Below are 18,349 nucleotides of genomic sequence, written 5' to 3' on the forward strand. Positions count from 1 at the left end.
GGCGCCGCTATCGGCGTACCGGTGGAATCAGCGCCACCACGATCCGTCGCGGCCGACCGGCGGCCTCCACCGGAAACTGCCGGCCAGCGGGCCGGCGGGGTGCCCGCGCGTCGACGACTTCGGCGTCACGGACCGCTATCGGGCCAGGTTGGGGTGGCCGCCGGGGACCGGGTGGTCCGGGACGGTCGCGACGGCCGGGGGCGGGGGCGCGACGCAGCGAGGGAACTGGGGGGATGGGCCGGGGCCCGGGTGGTGCCGCACGAACAGCTACTCCTTCCGACACCGCCTACCGGGTTAGCTGACGGATTCGGGCAGGAAGGCCGCCCTACCGCGGGCCACAGCGGCTCGCGGATTCACCCCAGATAACTGTGGGTCCCCGGCTCGTTACGTAACGACTCGGCGGGTCTGCTCCGGTGTCACCCGTACGGCGACCAAGGGGCCGGACCAGACTCGCCGAGATTACTGGTCGACTTCTGTCGTTGCCAACCCCACTGAACAGCGAAAACAGTGACTCGGAGCGCGATTGGGACAGCGCCGGCCGGGCAGCCGGGCCGGGAGGCGACCGGCGGATAAACCGGCATGATCATGTACGCGTACGGTATGACGGAAATGCCGGCTTGGTCCGGTGGCTCGAACATGGGACGAAGACCGCAGGAGGCTCCTTCCGATGACGACGGTGCACGAAGCTACCTACGACCTGCTCCGTTCCCTCGGCCTGACCACCCTGTTCGGCAACCCCGGCTCCACCGAGGAGCCATTCCTGAAGAACTTTCCGGCCGACTTCAGCTACGTTCTGGCTCTCCAGGAGGCCTCCGCGGTCGCGATGGCGGACGGCTACGCCCAGGCCAGCGGCCGGCCGGTGCACGTCAACCTGCACACCGCGCCCGGCACCGGAAACGGAATGGGCAGCCTCGTCACCGCCTGGCACAACAAGACACCCATGATCGTGACCGCCGGCCAGCAGACCCGGACGATGAATCTGTCCGAGCCGATGCTGACCAACGTGCGCCCCACCCAACTGCCCGAGCCGTACGTCAAATGGAGTCACGAGCCGCTGCGCGCGCAGGACATTCCCGAGGCGTTCATGCGGGCGCTCGCCACCGCCGTACAGCCGCCGGCCGGGCCGGTCTACCTCTCCCTGCCGCTGGACGACTGGGACGAGCCGGCCACCGGCACCGCGCCGGTACGCCGGGTCAGCACCCGGGTCGCCCCCGACCCGGCCGAACTGGACCGGTTCGCCGAGATCCTGGCGGCCAGCCGACACCCCATGCTGGTGATCGGCTCAGGCGTCGACCGCAGCGCCGGCTGGGCCGAGGCGGTCGCCCTCGCCGAACGGACCCGGGCACCCGTCTGGCAGCCGCCCTTCGCCGACCGGGTCGGCTTCCCCCAGGACCACCCGCAGTTCCAGGGGCTGCTGCCGCCGGCGATCGGCCCGCTGGCCGAGAAACTGGTCGGCCACGACACCGTACTGGTGATCGGTGCCCCGGTGTTCCGTTACTACCCGTACGTCCCCGGTCGGCGGGGCTACCTGCCGGACGGCACCCGGCTGCTGCACGTCACGGACGACCCTGCCGAGGCGGCCCGGGCACCGGTCGGCGACAGCCTGGTCGGCGACGTGACGCTGGCCTGCGCCGGGCTGGCCGAGCGGCTGCCGGCCACCGACCGGCCGATGCCGCCGACCCGCCCCGCCGTGCCGGACGCGGACCCCGGCACCCCGCTGACCCCGGAGGCACTCTTCGGGGCGCTCGCCGCCGAATGGCCGGCGGACGGCATCGTGGTGCCCGAATCCCCCTCCAACCTCAGCGTGCTGCACCGGCAACTGACCATCACCCGACCGGGCTCGTACTTCAAGATGGCCAGCGGCGGCCTGGGCTTCGCGCTGCCGGCGGCGGTCGGCATCGCGCTCGCCCAGCGCGACACCGGGCAGCACCGGCCGGTGGTGGCGGTGATCGGGGACGGCTCGTTCCAGTACTCGCCGCAGGCGCTCTGGACCGCCGCCCAGCACCGGCTGCCGGTCGTCTTCGTGGTGCCGGTCAACCGGGCGTACGGGGTGCTGAAGGCCTTCGCCGAGTTGGAGGACGCGCCGGGGGTGCCCGGACTCGACCTGCCCGGCCTGGACATCCCGAGCATCGCCCGCGGCTACGGCTGTGTCGCACACCAGGTCGAATCGGTGGACGAGTTCCGGGCGGCGTTCCGGGCGGCACTCGGCACGGAGAGTCCGACCGTGCTGGCCGTACCGATCACCCGGGACGTCGCCCCGCTGCTCTGACCGCCGACCGCCGACCGCCGACCGTCACGGCCGTGGTCGGGGATCGGGGTGCGGCCCGTCCGATTCCGCCAGGGCCGGAGCTGACCGGGCTGATACCGGCTGAACGGGACATCGGGGTGGTCGACACGCTCCGGGCTGTTTCGCCCATGATCGCCGATCCGGTCCGCCGGGTCGGAGACCTTCGCCGATCTCATGATCAATTGCTGACGGCGGAATGCCGGCTGCCCGCCGGTCGTTACACCATGCGTACGGCCGAGTAGCACCGCCTGTGAGCTGGGCTGGTGGTCGGGCCTCGGGGAATGATCCGGGGCCGCCGGTCGTTACATATGGTGTTCGCCTGAGTACCAGCACCCCCCCGTGCGCGTGTGCCGGGCGAACCTTCTTTCGTCCCTTGAGGCCGTGACGGTCTCGGGATGTGTGATTTCCAATGACACCCCGGTTTTCCCCCGTGGGGTGTTCACCCCCGATTGGAAGGTAGACCATCATGAACACGACTCTGTTCAGCCGATGGCTCCCGGCCATCGAGCAGACTTCCCTGGTTCGTAGGACCGCTCTGGGTGTTGCTGGTCTGGCGTTCGTCGGTGGCGCTGTCGCCGGCCCCGCCAGGGTTACGGCGGTTATGGCGGAGGGGAAACGCCCGGTTACATTCCGAACCCGGAAGCTAAGCCTTCCAGCGCTGATGGTACTGCACTCGGGAGGGTGTGGGAGAGTAAGACGCCGCCGGACATCTTCTACGAAGTGGCGCCACCCGCATGGGTGGCGCCACTCGTGTTTTACCTGACCTGCGCCGGCCCGGGTGGGTCGGTTCCCACGGCCCCGACCACACCCCTACCGGTCAGCCGCCCAGGCTCGCCGCCGCCGAGGCGATCGCCGAGGAGAAGTAGCTGACCTGGGTGTAGACGCCAGGGTAGTTGGCTCGTGCACATCCGTTGCCCCAGCTCACGATCCCGACCTGGACCAGGCCGCTGCCACCCTGCCGGAACATCGGGCCGCCGGAGTCACCCTGGCAGGTGTCGGTACCGCCGGAGAGCGGGCCCGCGCAGATCTCCTCGGCCGCGATGACGTCGCCGTCGTACGCCGAGGGGCCGTTGCAGACCGAGTCGCTGACGAACGGGACGTTGGCCTTCATCAAGTACCGCTGCTGGCCTCCGCCCTCCCGGGTGGCGCCCCAGCCGGCGACGGTGAAGGTGCCGTTGTCGTACGCGGTGGAGGTCGCGATCGGCAGGGTGCTGAGCCCGGTGACCGGGCTGGCCAGCCGGATCAGCGCCCAGTCGTCTCCGTTGCCGTTGTAGCCCGGTGCCCGGTAGACGTAGTTGGAGCGGACCTGGATCCGGCTCGACGACTGGAGGTCCACCACCCCCAGGGTGGCGGTGATGCTGGAGTTGCTTCCCGTACGTCCGACGCAGTGTGCGGCGGTGAGCACCAGCCGGGGGCTGTAGAGGGAACCGCCGCAGCCCATCGAGAGTCGTACCATGAACGGGAACTCGCCCTGCGCGGCGCGGGTGCCGCCGACGACGAAGGGTGTGACGTCGGTGTTCTCCGGTGCGGCGCTGACCGGGGCGGCCAGGGTGACGCCGCCGACGGCCGCCGCGACGAATGCGGCGGCGGCCAGGCGGGTGAGGGAGCGCCAACGAGCCATGGGGGTCCTCTCCGAGCATCGACGACGCGCCTTGTGGGCGCGCCTGAGATCACGATGCCGGCAGCGTATGGACCCCCATCGCTATATCGCAATGCGCCGATGTCATCCCGGTTGTGTCATACCACCGGGCGACGGCAGGCGTCAGCCGCAGCTGTAGCGGGGCTCGGCGAGGTACTTCCAGGTGAACTTCTCCCGCTTGACGACCTTTCCACCCTTGTGGAAGAGCCGGAACGCGTCCTGGGTGAAGCCGTCGATCCCGTTGGTGGGGATGCAGGACGGGCCCGGCTGGAGCTTGATCACCTTTGGCTTGGTGATGTTCCGGCGCGGGCTCCACTCCGTCGTCACCCTGTCGTAGACCTTGGTGCTCCAGATCGACACCGTGATCGAGCTGGAGGTGTGCGAGGTGTCGATCAGTACGCCGTACGGGCTGTCGTTCTTGAACTTGAAGTCGAGGTCCGGCCAGAAGATGGTCGACTCGATGACCGGCGGATAGCGGCTGAACCAGTAGGAGTGCGGCTTGTGCTCCACGTCCTCCAGGCCGGCGTAGTACGTCGCGTTGAACAGCGTGGTGGTGAACTGCGAGGTGCCGCCGCCGACCCCCGGTACGAGCTTGCCGTCCAGGATGACCGGCGCGTCGCGGTAGCCCTGCGCGTAGCCGCGCTCCCCGGTGTGCCCGTTCAGCGAGAAGGTCTCGCCGGGCTTGACCACGGTGCCGTCCACGTCCCGGGCGATGGTGACGATGTTCTGGCTGCGTGGCGAGCCGAGACCGCCGGTGAAGTTGGTGGTGAAGCTGGAGACCTTCTCCTTGATCCCCATCTTGCCCAGGTCCTCGGTGCTGACCTTCGGCTCGACCGGCTTGAGCTGTGCCCGCAGGGTACGGCCGTCGGTCTTGGGCAGTACCGCCAGCAGGTCGCGGGCCAGCGCGGCGGTGTCGACCTGTGAGCCACCGGAACCGGCGACGATCTTCGGCTTGTTGCCCTGGATCGACATGGTGGCGTCCTTCGGTTTCACCTCCACCCTGTCGAGCTGGCCCGGCAGCGCGGCGCGCAGCTTCTTCTCGTCGACCCGGGGGGAGATCCTGCCGGTCTTGTCGGAGGTCAGCACCAGGCTCTTCGCGATGGCGGCCGGGGCGATGGTGAAGTTCCCGCGCTCGGTGGTCACCGTCACCGGGCCGGCGACCGCCGGCCTGGCCAGCTCGGTGACCAGCCTGTCGACCTCCTCGGTGCTGGTCGCCGGGTGGGTCTCGACCAGCGGCACCTGGATCGGCTGCCCGCGCAGCCAGCCCTCCCGCAGCGCCTTCGCCGACTCCTCGGGCCGCAGGCCCTTGCTCGGCTTCGGATAGACCGGCCGGGGCGTCGTACCTTTGAACGTGATCGCCGGCAGCGTCATCTGCGGCCCGGCCCGACCGACGATCTTCCGCAGTTCGACGTCGAGCTTCTCGGCGTCGACGGTGACCACCGGCTCGGTGCTGCGGGAGCCGAAGAGCAGGCTCAACGGCCCGGGGCGGTGCTCGGCGGCCGCCGTCACGGTCGCCTCGACGTCCACCGCCAGTCCGACGGCGGCCGGCGAGACCTCGCCGGTCTGGTCGCCGATGCGGACCTGGACCGGGGTGGTGAAGGTGCTGGCCCGGGAGTCGAGGTCGGCGCGGAGCGTCGCGGCCGCCTCGGCCCGGCTCTTGCCGCCCAGTTCGACGCCGAGCACGGTGGTGCCCCGGGGCACCTCACCGGCGTAGGCGTAGCCGGCCGTGGCGCCACCGCTGGCCAGGAGCACGGCGACGGCCGCGCCACCGGCGAGCAGCAGCCGACGCAGGCGCCGCCGGCCCGCCGGCTGGTCGGGGGGACCCGCCGGATCGGCCGGGCCGGAGCCCGAGACCGGCGTCTCCCAGCCGGCCGACGTCGCGGTGACGCTCTCCGGGGTACTCCCGACGCCGCCGGCCGGACCGCCGCCGTTGCGCTGGTCGACCGGCAGGGTGACCGCGGTGATCTGGATGGTGGGGCGCTCCCCGGCGGCCCCCTCGACGGCGGCCATCTGCACCGTCGGCCGCTCGTCGGCGGGCATTCTGTTGTCGCCGTACTGACTCACGGACACCTCAGCCTCACGGACACCTCAGCGGATGCGGCGGGCGGGCACGACAGCCGCCCGGCAGGACCTTGACCGACTACGGTAGCCAAAACTCGACTCCGACGGGCGACGGGTCCGGCCTGAGGCGGCGTGACCTCGGTCTACCGGCGCGGCGTCGGGACCTCGGGATTGATCGGACCCGAGTGGACGGTGCCCGGGAAAGCGGTTTCGGCGTACGGGCGAAAACTGTGAATAGTCCGATCTTCGGCGGGGTACGACCGAACATCCATGGTGTTCCGTACACCTGGCAGCTCTCGGTACGCCACCGAGCCCGCATATGCTCCGACCGTCTACCCCCTATCGGAGGCAACTTGATGCGCCGGAACAGACGCGGACGCTCGCTCAAGGCGCTGGGCGTACTGCTCACCAGTGGTGCGCTCGGTGTGACCAGCGGAGTGGCGGCCCTCGCCGCCGAACCCGTGGCGACGCCCTTCCTCAGTGAGATCCACTACGACAACGTCGGCACGGACACCGGTGAGGCGATCGAGGTCGAGGCCCCGGCCGGTACCGACCTGACCGGCTGGCAGCTCGTCCTCTACAACGGCAACAACGGCGCCGCGTACCACACCCGGACGCTGAGCGGGACGGTGCCGGCGGCCGGAGTGGTCGTCGCGACGTACCCGACGGACGGCATCCAGAACGGCGCGCCGGACGGGATCGCGCTGGTCGCCCCCGACGGCGCCGTCGCCGAGTTCCTCAGCTACGAGGGCGGGATGACCGCGGTCGGCGGCCCGGCCGACGGGCGGGCCGCCACCGACATCGGCGTCGCCGAGGGCAGCACCACCCCGATCGGCGAGTCCCTCCAGCGGGTCGACGGGACGTGGCGGGCCCCGGCGCTGAACAGCTTCGGCACCCGCAACAGCGGCGGCGACCCGGACCCGGATCCGGACCCGGTCGGCTGCGACACCCCGGTCAGCCACACCATCGCCCAGGTCCAGGGCACCGGCGACGCGACGCCGCTGGCCGGCACCCGGGTCACCGTCGAGGGTGTCGTCACCGGCGACCACCGCACCGGCGGCTACAACGGCATCTACCTCCAGACCGCCGGCAGCGGCGGGCGGGCGCCGGCCGCCGGGACCGCCTCGGACGGCATCTTCGTCTACCTGACCAGCAACGCCGCCAACCACCCGAGCGTCGCGCTCGGCGACCGGGTCCGGGTCAGCGGCACCGCGAGCGAGTTCAACGGGCTCACCCAGGTCAGCATCGGGGCGAGGGCGGACGTGCAGGTCTGCGAGCAGGGCGTCGCGCTGCCGTCGCCGGTCGCGCTCTCGCTGCCGCTGGACGCCCCGGCCCGGGAGTCGGCCGAGTCCATGCTGGTCGCCCCGGTCGGCCAGTTCACCGTCTCCGAGGTCTACAACACCAACCGGTACGGCGAGGTCGTGCTCGCCGCCGGCGACCGGGCCGCGGTGATCCCCACCGACGTCGCCCGGCCCGGCAGCGACGCCGCCCGCGCGGCGGCGGCGGCGAACAGGCTGGCCCGGCTGCTGGTCGACGACGGCCGTACCACCAACCTGGCCGACGCGGGCCTGCTGCCGCCGTACCTGGCGCCGGGCAGCCCGCTGCGGGTCGGGGACTCGGTCGAGGCGTTCGGCCCGACCGTGCTGTCGTACGGGTTCAACGAGTGGCGGCTCCAGCCGACCACCCCGGTCGACGCGGAGACCCCGCCGGCCGCCCGGCCCACCTTCAAGGTGACCAACCCGCGTACCCCGGCACCGGCGAACGTCGGCGGCGACCTCAGGGTCGGCGCGTTCAACGTGCTGAACTACTTCGTGCACTTCGGCGGCGACGCCCGGGGTGCCGAGGACGAGGCGGCGCTGGCCAGGCAGGAATCGAAGATCGTCTCGGCGATCAACGCGCTCGGCGCCGACGTGGTCGCGCTCCAGGAGATCGAGAACTCGGTCCGGTTCAACACCGCCGATCCGCAGCAGGCGCTCAAGCGGCTCGTCGCCGCGCTGAACACGGCGGCCGGGGCCGGCACCTGGGACTACGTGCGTACCCCGGCGGAGCTGCCGCCAGCGGCCCAGCAGGACTTCATCACCACCGCGATCATCTTCAAGCCGGCCAAGGCACAGCCGAAGGGCGCCTCCCGGTCGGTCAACGACGAGACCGTCTGGTTCAACGCCCGGGAGCCGATCGCGCAGACCTTCACGGCCGGCGCGACCACCTTCACCGTGGTGGCCAACCACCTCAAGTCGAAGAGCAGCTCCGACTCGGCGACCGGCGACAACGCCGACGCCGGGGACGGGCAGGGCGCGTTCAACGGCGACCGGGTCCGGCAGGCCCGCGCGCTGGCCGCCTTCGTCGACCGGCTCAAGGCCGACAGCGGCAGCGACCAGGTGCTGCTGCTCGGCGACTTCAACGCGTACACCCAGGAGGACCCGATGAAGGTCCTCCACGACGCCGGGTACGTCGACCTGAACGAGGGCGGCAAGGCCAGTTACGTCTTCGGCGGCGAGTCCGGCTCACTCGACCACGCGGTCGCCTCGGCGTCGCTGGCAGAGCGGGTCACCGGAGTCGACGTCTGGCAGATCAACTCGCACGAGTCGTACGCCTTCCAGTACGACGGGCACCCGGCGTTCTTCGCCGAGGACCCGTACCGGGCCAGCGACCACAACCCGATCGTCCTCGGGCTGGAGACCGGGGCGACCGGCCCGGTCGACCTGCGACTGCTCAGCGTCAACGACTTCCACGGCCGGCTGGAGTCGCCGGGCAACGCGCCGGACGGCCGCCCGGTCGGCGGTGCCGCCCAGGTCGCCGGCCTGGTCGACCAGCTCCGCGCGGAGAACCCGAACACCGCGTTCGTCTCCGGGGGCGACAACATCGGCGCCTCCACGTTCGTCTCGGCGATCGACGACGACAACCCGACGATCGACGCGCTGAACGCGATGGGGCTGGCCGCCTCGGCGGTCGGCAACCACGAGTTCGACAAGGGCATCGCCGACCTGACCGGCCGGGTGACCGACCGGGCCGACTTCCCGCTGCTCGGTGCGAACGTCTACCGGGGCAACGAGCGGGTGCTGCCGGCGTACTCGGTCAGCAGCGTCGGCGGGATCCAGGTCGGCTTCGTCGGCGTGGTGACCGAGCAGACGGCCTCGCTGGTCAGCCCGGACGGGATCGCCGGGATCACCTTCCGGGAGCCGGTGGCCGAGGCGAACACGGTGGCCGCGCAGCTCAAGGACGGCAACCCGGCCAACGGTGAGGCCGACGTCGTGGTGCTGCTCGCCCACGAGGGTGCGGCGACCGAGAACATCGGCTCGGCCGAGGCGCTGGCGAACGACCCGGTCTTCGGGAAGTTCACCCGGGCGGACGCCACCATCGACGTCATCTTCAGCGGCCACACCCACCAGCCGTACGCCTTCGAGGTGCCGATCCCCGGCACCGACCGGCTGCGGCCGGTGGTGCAGGCCGAGGACTACGGCAAGCGGCTCGGCAAGGTCGACCTGACCTTCGACCCGGCCACCGGTACGGTCACCGCGGCCGACGCCGCGCTCGTCGACGTGGTCGGCGCGCCGCAACACCCGGGGGTCGCCGAGATCGTGGCGGCGGCCAAGGAGCGGGCCCAGGAGCTGGGTCAGCGGCCGCTCGGGTCGATCACCGCGGACATCAGGCGGGCGTACAACGAGGCCGGGAACGAGGACCGGGGCAAGGAGTCGGTACTCGGCAACTTCATCGCCGACGTGCAGCTCGCCGGGACCAGCGCGCCCGGCCGGGGCGGGGCGCAGATCGCGTTCATGAACCCGGGCGGTCTCCGGGCCGACCTGCTGTACGCCCCGGACGGGGTGGTCACGTACGCGGAGGCGTTCTCGGTTCAGCCGTTCGCCAACGACGTGGTGACGAAGACGTACACCGGGGCCCAGATCAAGCAGGTGCTGGAGGAGCAGTGGCAGCCGGCCGGTGCCTCCCGGCCGGTGCTCTGGCTCGGCGTCTCCAAGGGCTTCTCCTACACCTACGACCCGGAGGCCGCGCAGGGCTCCCGGATCACGTCGATCTCCCTGAACGGCGCGCCGATCGACCCGAGCGGCAGCTACCGGGTGACGGTGAACTCGTTCCTCGCGGCCGGCGGGGACAACTTCGCCACCCTGGCCAGCAACGTCGACCGGGTCACCACCGGCGACAACGACCTGACCATGCTGACCGACTACCTCGCGGAGAACTCGCCGGTCACCGCCGACCCGGCGCCGCGCTCGGCGGTCGGCCGGCCCGGCCCGGAGTGCACCACGACGATCACCGGCCGGCACAACCGGGCGTTGACCGTCTTCTCCGGGCTCACCTGTCTGGAGAACGCCACCGTCACCGGTCCGGTGACCGTGCTGCCCGGCGCGTCGCTGCTGGCGACCGGCGGCAGCATCACCGGACCGGTCACCGCCACCGGGTCGAAGACGCTGACCCTGAGCGGTACCAGGGTCTCCGGCCCGGTCACGGTGGTCGCGGCGACCGGCGCGGTGCTGGTGGAGCAGGGCAGGGTGAGCGGCCCGGTCTCGGTCGCGCTGGGCCGTGGCGGGGTACGGGTCGACACCGTCACCGTCGCCGGCCCGGTCTCGCTGCTCGGCAACTCCGGCAGCCAGCCGGTACTGGTCGCCGGCAACACCATCAGCGGACCGCTGAGCTGCCTGGCGAACACTCCGGCACCGGTCGACGACGGTCGGACCAACACGGTCCGGGGTCCGGCGACCGGACAGTGTGCCAGGCTGTGACCGACGGTTTCAGTACGGACCGACAGTCGGGTTGACGCATCGCGACCGCGGGTCCGGGACCGGTCACCGGTTCCGGACCCGCGGTCGTCTGTCGTGACGTGCCCCGGAGGACGCCGTTCCTCCGTGCGCGGGAGAGGACGAGGGTGAGCGGGTACCAGCCCGTACCGCTGCCGAGCGGTGCCGGCGCGACGTCCCGGGACGACCTGGTGGCCGGGCTGACCGGCTGGGCCCGGTCCAGGCCGCTGCGGGACCTGGTGGCCGCCTTCGGTGCCGAGCTGCCCGACCGGCTCGCCCCGGCCAAGCTGCTCGGCTGGCTGGACGACTTCTCGGCCCGGCACTGGGACTTCCGCAGTCGCAACGGTGCGGTCGAGCGGGACGAGGTGGTCGAGACCGCGCTCGACCCCGCGGTCGCCGAGCTGGTCCGGTCGGCCGCCGGAGCGCTCGGCCTGGCCGGCCCGCGACCCGTGCCCGGCCGGCGCTACGACCATCTGCTGGTGCTGGGCGGGCTGGCCCGGTCGTGCCTGCAACGGACCGCCTACGCCGCCCGGCTGGTCGACACCGGGGCCGTCGAGGCCGGTGAGATCGCGGCGCTGGGCAGTTTCCGCCCGCTCCGCCCGGCGGAACTGCACCGGCTGCACGTCCCCGCCGACCGGCACCGGATGCGGCTCGACGGTGGCTACGAGGTGGACGCGATGGACCTGGGCATCCGGGCCGCGTTCGGCTGCCCGACGGCGGTCGAGCAGCGGCGCTCGGCGGGCGGGATCGACCACCGGTCCTGGTCGGTCGCCGTCTACCGCCCGCCGGGCCGGCCGGTGGTGCGGGTACTGGCCGCGCCGTCGACCGAGCCGGCGACCCGGCGGGCGCACACCTCCGACACGTACCACTTCTGGGCGGCGGAACTCGGGCCGTCGGCCGGGGACCGGGTACTGGTGCTGACCTCGCAGATCTACGTGCCGTTCCAGCACTGCGACGCGATCCGTACGCTGACTCTCGGCTACGGGTGCCAGGTGGACACGGTGGGGCTGGACCCGGCGGCGCTGTCCGGGTACGGTCCGGCGGAGCCGTTGGGCGCGGACCGGTACCTTCAGGAGATTCGGTCCGCCATCCGGTCGATAGGCAATCTGTTGAGCGTGCTCGGATAATCACCGTGCGAACAGGTCGCGGTGGGTGACGCCAATACACCATCTCCTCTGGACGGCAAATCGGATTACTCGCCCGGACCGTGCTACATGGTGGTTTTCGCAGCACCAAATCGCCGGATCGTCGGGGTGTGACTGGCCTAACGGGTCAACTTGGTGCGGGGGACCGAAACGGGGCAGCGCGCCGAATAAAGGAACCCTTAAAGTTACTCCGGCGTCGCCCCACGGGGGGGCAACCGTTCCCTATCTGGGCAGTGCGACGCGTTTCTGTTGCGAGGAGTCCCCTTGCCTCCACGTTCTATTTACCGGTCGATGGCGCTTGCCTCGGCCGTCGCGCTCAGCGCCACCACCGCCGTTGTCGGTGCCACGGCGGCGCAGGCCAGTCACCCCGGCCCCGCCGGCAGCCTGCTGAGCAGCAGCAACGGCACCAACACGATCAGGTTCAACAACGGGTCGACGCTCCGGCTCACCACCGAGGACCCGACCATCACCACCGTGAACGGTGCGGCCTGGGCGCCGGACGGCAGCCGGGCGATCTTCGCCACCGAGAACGGTGAGATCGCGACCATCCGCTACAACGACGGCTGGAACTACTGGTGGGTCTCGCCTTCTCCCATCGAGGGTGAGCCCGTGGTCGAGTACCGCAGCCCGGTCTACCGGAGCGAGGGCATCGGCGTGCTCTGGTCGGCAAAGGAGTCGGGCTCGCCGTGGCGGATCGAGGCGCAGGTCGCCTCGGGCGGTTTCCTGCCGCGCCAGCTCACTCCGGGCGACGGACGGCACTACCTGAACCCCGACTCCGGGCCCGGCGCGCTCTTCGTCTACCAGGTCCAGGGTGGCACCGCCGACACGCCGTCCGGGCCGTCGGAGGTCGGCGTCTTCGACGGCGACAGCTTCGACACGATCCTGGACGACGCCAGCAACCCGTCGGTCGCGCCGAATGGCAAGCGGGTGGCGTTCGTCCGTGGCGGCCAGATCTACGCCGCCAACATCGACGGCAGCAACGTCGTCGCGATCACCTCGAACGCGGCGGCGCACGACCACCCGACCTGGTCGCCCGATGGCACCACCATCGCGTTCACCAACGGCACCGGTGTGGCGACGGCGCCCGCCGACGGCAGCGGGGCGGCGAACCCGAGCGTGGTGGCGGGGCTGACCGGCATCCCGTCCTACCAGCCGCGTCGGACCGACACGGTGGCCCGGCTCGCCGGGCAGGACCGGTACACCACGGCGAACGCCGTCTCCCAGGCGCACTGGGCGACCGCGTCCGACCAGAACGACCCGCGCCAGTTCGCGGACGCGGTCGTGCTCTCCCGGTCGGACCTCTTCGCCGACGCGCTCGGCGGTGCGGCGCTGGCCGCCGCGAAGCAGGGTCCGCTGCTGATGACCCCGCCGGCCGGGCTGAACGCACCGACCGAGAGCGAGATCCGCCGGATCCTGCCGGTCGGCAAGACCGTCTACCTGCTCGGCAGCCCGGGTGCGATCTCGACGACCGTGGAGAACCAGGTCAAGGCGCTGGGCTACCAGGTCGAGCGGCTCGCCGGCCAGGACCGGTACAGCACCTCGATCGCGATCGCCAACGAGATCAACCCGAACCCGACCTACGTGCTCGCCGCGACCGGGGCCAACTTCCCGGACGCGCTGGCGGCGGGTGCGGCGGCCGGCTCGTTCAACGTGCCGGGAAGTGGGCAGTCCGCGGTGGTCGTGCTGACCGCCGACTACACGCTGTCGCCCGGCACCAAGACCTACCTGGACCGGGTCCGGTCGACCTCGCGGATCGTGGGTATCGGTCTCCAGGGTGCGACGGCGACCGCGCCGTACAACCCGATCGAGATCTTCGGGTCGAGCCGTTACGAGACGTCGCTCTTCACCGCCTGGGCGTTCTTCGGCGGCACCGACTACGCCGGCCTGGCGACCGGGGTCAACTGGCCGGACGCACTCTCCGGCGGCGCCCTGATGGCGACGATCAACGGTCCGCTGCTGCTCACCCGGGGCAACGAGTCCGGGCTCTCCTTCGAGCCCGAGCTCTTCCTCGACGAGCACAGCGGCTCGCTGGACACCGCGCTGATCTTCGGGTCCGCCGCGGTGGTCTCGGCGGGGCAGCAGGCGCCGACCGGTAGCTGGATCAGCGGCCCGGGTGGCTACACCGTGGTGCAGAACCCGACCAACATCGGGATCGTCGGCCTGGAGCGGGGCACCTCCAGCACCGCCCGTACGGCGGCGACGGCGGCGGACCCGAGCCGGGTCCGTACTCCGGAGCAGCTGGAGGCGGCCGTGGCCGGGCTGAAGGAGCGGCTCGAGTCGCGGTAGTCCGGCAGGACAGTGTGTGAAAGGGGGCCGGTCGGTTGACCGGCCCCCTTTCCGCGTCCGGCGCTCTGCGCCGTCCCGCCGCCGTTCCGCTATCCGGCGGTCTCCTCGATCGCCTGCCGGAAGACCCGGGACCGGTGTGCGTAGTTGTCGAACCGGCCGTAGCTCGGGGCGGCCGGGGAGAGCAGCACCACCCCGCCGGCCGGAGTACGCTCCCGGCCCAGCCGGACCGCCTCCGGCAGGTCCTCGGCGGCCAGCGTGGTGATGGTGCCCAGGTCCTTGACCACGTCCAGGATCCGGGGGCCGCTGTCCGGGATGCCGATCAGGGTGGCCACGATCTCCTGCTCGGCGAGGAAGTCCCGCAGCGGGGTGTAGTCGACGCCCCGGTCCTCACCGCCGACGATCACGGTCAACGGACGGCCCGCGTACGCCTCGATGGCGTGGATCGCGGACTGCGGGATCGTCGAGAGCGAGTCGTCGACGAAGGTGATCCCGGACGGGTCCTCGATCGGGGTGAGCCGGTGCTCCAGGACCGGCAGGGTGGCCAGCGCGGCGGCGAGCCGGTCCCGTTCGGCGACACAGTCGACGCCGACCGCCCGCAGTGCGGTCAGCGCCACGCAGAGGTTCCCCTCGTTGTGCCGCCCGACCAGTGGCAGGGCGGTACGCGGGAAGAGCCGCTCGTCACCGAGGCGTACCCAGCGGGTGCCGTCGGGCTCGTCGGCGACGTGGAAGGTGGGCTGGTCGGTCGCGTCGGGGTTGGCCGTGCCGGCGGGGAGCAGCGGCAGCCCGGGCCGGGCCGCGAGTTCGGCCCGGAGCCGGGTGTCGTGCGCGTTGAACGCCACCCACCGGGGTCCGTGGTCGACGAGGTTCAGCTTGTGCCGGTAGTACTCCGCCTCGCCGCCGGCCCAGTCCAGGTGCTCCGGGGCGAGTGAGGTGAGTACCGCGACCTCGGGCGAGTCGGTCAGGTCGGCGCACTGGTACATCGACAGTTCCAGGACGTAGCGCGGTGCGGGCGGCAGGTCGAGCACCGGTACCCCGATGTTGCCGCCCATCACGTTGGGCCGGTCGACGGCGCTGAGCAGGTGGCTGATCAGGTTGGTGGTGGTGCTCTTGCCCTTGCTGCCGGTGACCCCGATGGTGCCGGCGGCGTGTTCGGCCATCCAGAGCGCCGTACCGCTGGTGATCGGGATGCCGTGCTCGCGCAGGCGTACCACCCAGGGGTGGGTCTCGCCGATCACCGGGGAGCGGACGACCACGTCCGAGCGGAGCAGCACGTCCAGCGCGGCGGGGCCGGTGTGCAGTGGGGCCAGTTCGGCGAGCCGGCCCGTCCAGGGCTTGGCGGCGTACGTCTCCCGGTCCATCACCGCGACGAGTTCGGCCGGCCCGACCGGGGCGATCGCGTTGATCGCCGCGACGCCCTCCCGGCCGGTGCCCCAGACAGCGACCCGCCGGCCGCGCAGATCCGCCAGTTGCACCTGACAACTCCCTCCGGTACGCGCCCAAACTCTAGTCCCGGCCGCCGGTGCGCCGGGTGGGGACGTCGACCCCGGGGCGCTGGCCGGCCCGCTGCGGTCGCCGGTACGGGTGAGCCCGGGCACCGGTCCGGCGGAGTAGCGTAAATCGCTTGTGAGTGAGTTGCTCACTCACTACTGTTGCGCCGTGAACTCGCAGACCCCGTCCGGCCGGGCCCGGCCGCTGCCGCCGGAGGAGCGGCGGGCGGCGCTGATCACGGCGACCCTGGCCCTGATCAGCGAGCATGGGATCAAGGTCACCACCCGGCAGATCGCCGAGGCGGCCGGGGTGGCCGAGGGCACGATCTTCCGGGTCTTCCCGCACAAGGAGGGGCTGGTCCGGGTGGCCGTGGAGACCGCCCTCGACCCGGCCCCGCTGCTGGACGAGTTGGCGGCACTCGACCTGGAGACCCCGTTGCCGGAGCGGCTCACCGAGCTGGCCGCGATCCTCCAGCGCCGGCTGACCAGCATCTTCAACCTGCTGCACTCGGTCGGCATGCACGGGCCGCCGGAGGGCTCGTCGGGCCGGCCGACCGGGGCGGGCGGGCTGCGGCCACCGAACGAGGAGATCTACCAGGCCATCGTCCGGGTGCTGGAGCCGGACGCCGACCGTTTCCGCTATCCGCTGTCCGAGGTGGCCCGGCTGCTCCGGCTGCTGACCTTCGCCGGCTCGCATCCCCGGATCTCCGACAACGAACCGCTCACTCCCGAGATGATCGCCGCCGTGCTGCTGGACGGCGTACGTAAGCCCGGGCCCACCGAGGTCGCCCGGCCGGCCGAGGGGTCCGGCTCGGGAGACCACGCTCACCACAACCGACCGGACCGGTCATGACCGGTCACCGCGTCCTCGATTCGGGGGGTCGTCGATGCTGAACCGACTACTACGTACCTATCTGCGGCCGTACGGCCGACCGCTCACCGCCGTGGTGCTGCTGCAACTCGTCGGCACCATGGCCTCGCTCTATCTGCCCAGCCTCAACGCCGACATCATCGACAAGGGCATCGCCCGGGGCGACACCGGCTACATCGTCAGTACCGGCGGCTGGATGCTGCTGGTCACCCTGTTGCAGATCGCCTGCTCGATCGCCGCCGTCTATTTCGGCGCCCGCACGGCGATGGGCTTCGGTCGGGACGTACGCGGGGCGATCTTCCACCGGGTGATGGGCTTCTCCGCCCGGGAGGTCGGCCAGTTCGGGGCGCCGTCGCTGATCACCCGCACCACCAACGACGTGCAGCAGGTGCAGATGCTGGTCGTGGTGACCTGCACGATGCTGGTGGCGGCGCCGATCACCCTCTTCGGTGGTGTGATCATGGCGCTGCGCGAGGACGTCGGCCTCTCCTGGCTGATGCTGGTCTGCGTACCGGTGCTGGTGCTGGCGATCGGTCTGGTGATCCGCCGGATGGTGCCGCAGTTCCGGCTGATGCAGACCCGGATCGACACCGTCAACCGGGTACTCCGGGAGCAGATCACCGGGATCCGGGTGGTCCGGGCGTTCGTCCGGGAGCCGTACGAGACGCGGCGGTTCGAGGCGGCGAACGAGGACCTGACCGACACCGCGCTGCGGGTCGGCCGGCTGACCGCGCTGATCTTCCCGATCGTGATGCTGGTGCTCAACCTGTCGAGCGTGGCGGTGCTGTGGTTCGGCGCGCACCGGATCGAGTCGGGGCAGATCCAGATCGGGGCGCTGACCGCCTTCCTGACGTACCTGATGTTCATCCTGATGTCCGTCATGATGGCGACCTTCATGTTGATCATGGTGCCCCGGGCGGCGGTCTGCGCCGAGCGGATCATGGAGGTGCTGCGAACCAAATCGTCGGTCGTACTGCCCGAGGAGCCGGTACGCGAGGTCCGCGGCCGCGCCGAGCTGGAGCTGCGCAACGTCCGGTTCCAGTACCCGGGCGCGGCGGCGCCGGTGCTCCGGGACATCTCGTTCCGGGCCAGGGCCGGGCAGACGACGGCGATCATCGGTAGCACCGGTGCGGGCAAGACGACGCTGCTCGGGCTGGTACCCCGGCTCTTCGACGTCACCGGCGGCGCGGTACTGGTCGACGGGGTCGACGTCCGCGAACTCGACGCCGACCTGCTCTGGGACCGGATCGGCCTGGTGCCGCAACGGCCGTACCTCTTCTCCGGCACCGTCGCCAGCAACCTGCGCTACGGCAAGCCGGACGCGACCGACGAGGAACTCTGGACCAGCCTGGAGATCGCCCAGGCCCGTGACTTCGTCGAGGCGCTGCCGGAGGGGCTGAACGCCCCGGTGGCCCAGGGCGGGACGAACCTCTCCGGCGGGCAGCGGCAACGGCTGGCGATCGCCCGGGCCCTGGTCCGGCGCCCGGAGATCTATCTCTTCGACGACTCGTTCTCCGCCCTCGACCTCGGCACCGACGCCCGGCTGCGGGCCGCGCTGAAACCGGTCACCGCCGATGCCGCGGTGGTGATCGTGGCGCAGCGGGTCTCCACGATCCTGGACGCCGACCAGATCATCGTGCTGGAGGACGGGGCGGTGGTCGGCGCCGGCCGGCACGGCGAACTCCTGGAGACCTGCCCGACGTACGCCGAGATCGTCGAATCCCAGCTCACCGTCGAGGTGACGGCATGAGCGGCACGCAGAGCGAGCAGAACGGAAGCGGCGGCCAGCACGACGACGGTCGGCCGGCGGAGGAGAACGGCC

9 protein-coding genes, 1 rRNA gene and 1 riboswitch are annotated in these 18,349 nt (G+C 71.4%); of the genes, 7 read left to right on the forward strand and 3 right to left on the reverse strand.

The window, feature by feature from the left end; translation table 11 throughout:
• Positions 1 to 268: 268 nt before the first annotated feature.
• Positions 269 to 412: riboswitch (cyclic di-AMP (ydaO/yuaA leader) on the reverse strand.
• Positions 413 to 667: 255 nt separating this feature from the next.
• Together mdlC and rrf are read left to right on the forward strand one after the other, a co-directional pair.
• Entirely contained in the window at positions 668 to 2,269 is a 1,602-nt protein-coding gene (gene mdlC, locus C6W10_RS06525) for a benzoylformate decarboxylase (protein ID WP_107257266.1), read from the forward strand.
• A 609-nt stretch (positions 2,270 to 2,878) separates the two neighbouring features.
• Positions 2,879 to 2,995: ribosomal RNA gene (gene rrf / locus C6W10_RS06530) — 5S ribosomal RNA — on the forward strand.
• Positions 2,996 to 3,104: 109 nt separating this feature from the next.
• On the opposite strand, the gene C6W10_RS06535 is transcribed toward rrf, so the two are convergent.
• Both C6W10_RS06535 and C6W10_RS06540 read right to left on the reverse strand, forming a co-directional pair.
• Positions 3,105 to 3,908: a trypsin-like serine protease gene (locus C6W10_RS06535; protein ID WP_107257267.1), complete on the reverse strand. Its 804-nt coding sequence runs from the start codon at positions 3,906 to 3,908 to the stop codon at positions 3,105 to 3,107.
• A gap of 141 nt (positions 3,909 to 4,049) precedes the next feature.
• Positions 4,050 to 5,990 (reverse strand): VanW family protein, encoded by a 1,941-nt coding sequence (locus C6W10_RS06540; RefSeq protein WP_369937976.1) that lies wholly within the window; start codon positions 5,988 to 5,990, stop codon positions 4,050 to 4,052.
• A 353-nt stretch (positions 5,991 to 6,343) separates the two neighbouring features.
• Here C6W10_RS06540 and C6W10_RS06545 point away from each other — a divergent pair, with 353 nt between their 5' ends.
• The 3 genes from C6W10_RS06545 (at position 6,344) to C6W10_RS06555 (ending at position 14,169) form a co-directional block, all read left to right on the forward strand.
• On the forward strand, positions 6,344 to 10,723 hold the full coding sequence (locus C6W10_RS06545; RefSeq protein ID WP_107257268.1) for an ExeM/NucH family extracellular endonuclease: 4,380 nt from the start codon (positions 6,344 to 6,346) through the stop codon (positions 10,721 to 10,723).
• A 143-nt stretch (positions 10,724 to 10,866) separates the two neighbouring features.
• A complete protein-coding gene (locus tag C6W10_RS06550; protein WP_107257269.1) occupies positions 10,867 to 11,865 on the forward strand; it encodes a hypothetical protein in 999 nt (332 codons plus the stop codon).
• A 309-nt stretch (positions 11,866 to 12,174) separates the two neighbouring features.
• Complete coding sequence (locus C6W10_RS06555) at positions 12,175 to 14,169, forward strand: cell wall-binding repeat-containing protein (RefSeq protein WP_107257270.1); 1,995 nt, start codon at positions 12,175 to 12,177, stop codon at positions 14,167 to 14,169.
• Between the two features lie 89 nt (positions 14,170 to 14,258).
• Here C6W10_RS06555 and murD read toward each other — a convergent pair whose 3' ends face one another.
• On the reverse strand, positions 14,259 to 15,641 hold the full coding sequence (gene murD, locus C6W10_RS06560; protein ID WP_107257271.1) for a UDP-N-acetylmuramoyl-L-alanine--D-glutamate ligase: 1,383 nt from the start codon (positions 15,639 to 15,641) through the stop codon (positions 14,259 to 14,261).
• A gap of 184 nt (positions 15,642 to 15,825) precedes the next feature.
• On the opposite strand from murD, the gene C6W10_RS06565 reads away from it, so the two are divergent.
• Both C6W10_RS06565 and C6W10_RS06570 read left to right on the forward strand, forming a co-directional pair.
• Complete coding sequence (locus C6W10_RS06565) at positions 15,826 to 16,509, forward strand: TetR/AcrR family transcriptional regulator (protein WP_159104491.1); 684 nt, start codon at positions 15,826 to 15,828, stop codon at positions 16,507 to 16,509.
• Between the two features lie 34 nt (positions 16,510 to 16,543).
• Positions 16,544 to 18,277 carry an ABC transporter ATP-binding protein gene (locus C6W10_RS06570; RefSeq protein WP_107257273.1) on the forward strand — a complete coding sequence of 578 codons (1,734 nt, stop codon included), beginning with the start codon at positions 16,544 to 16,546 and terminating at the stop codon, positions 18,275 to 18,277.
• Positions 18,278 to 18,349: the final 72 nt, after the last annotated feature.

This window comes from Plantactinospora sp. BB1 (genome assembly GCF_003030385.1).
In the GTDB taxonomy this organism is placed as follows: Bacteria; Actinomycetota; Actinomycetes; order Mycobacteriales; family Micromonosporaceae; genus Plantactinospora.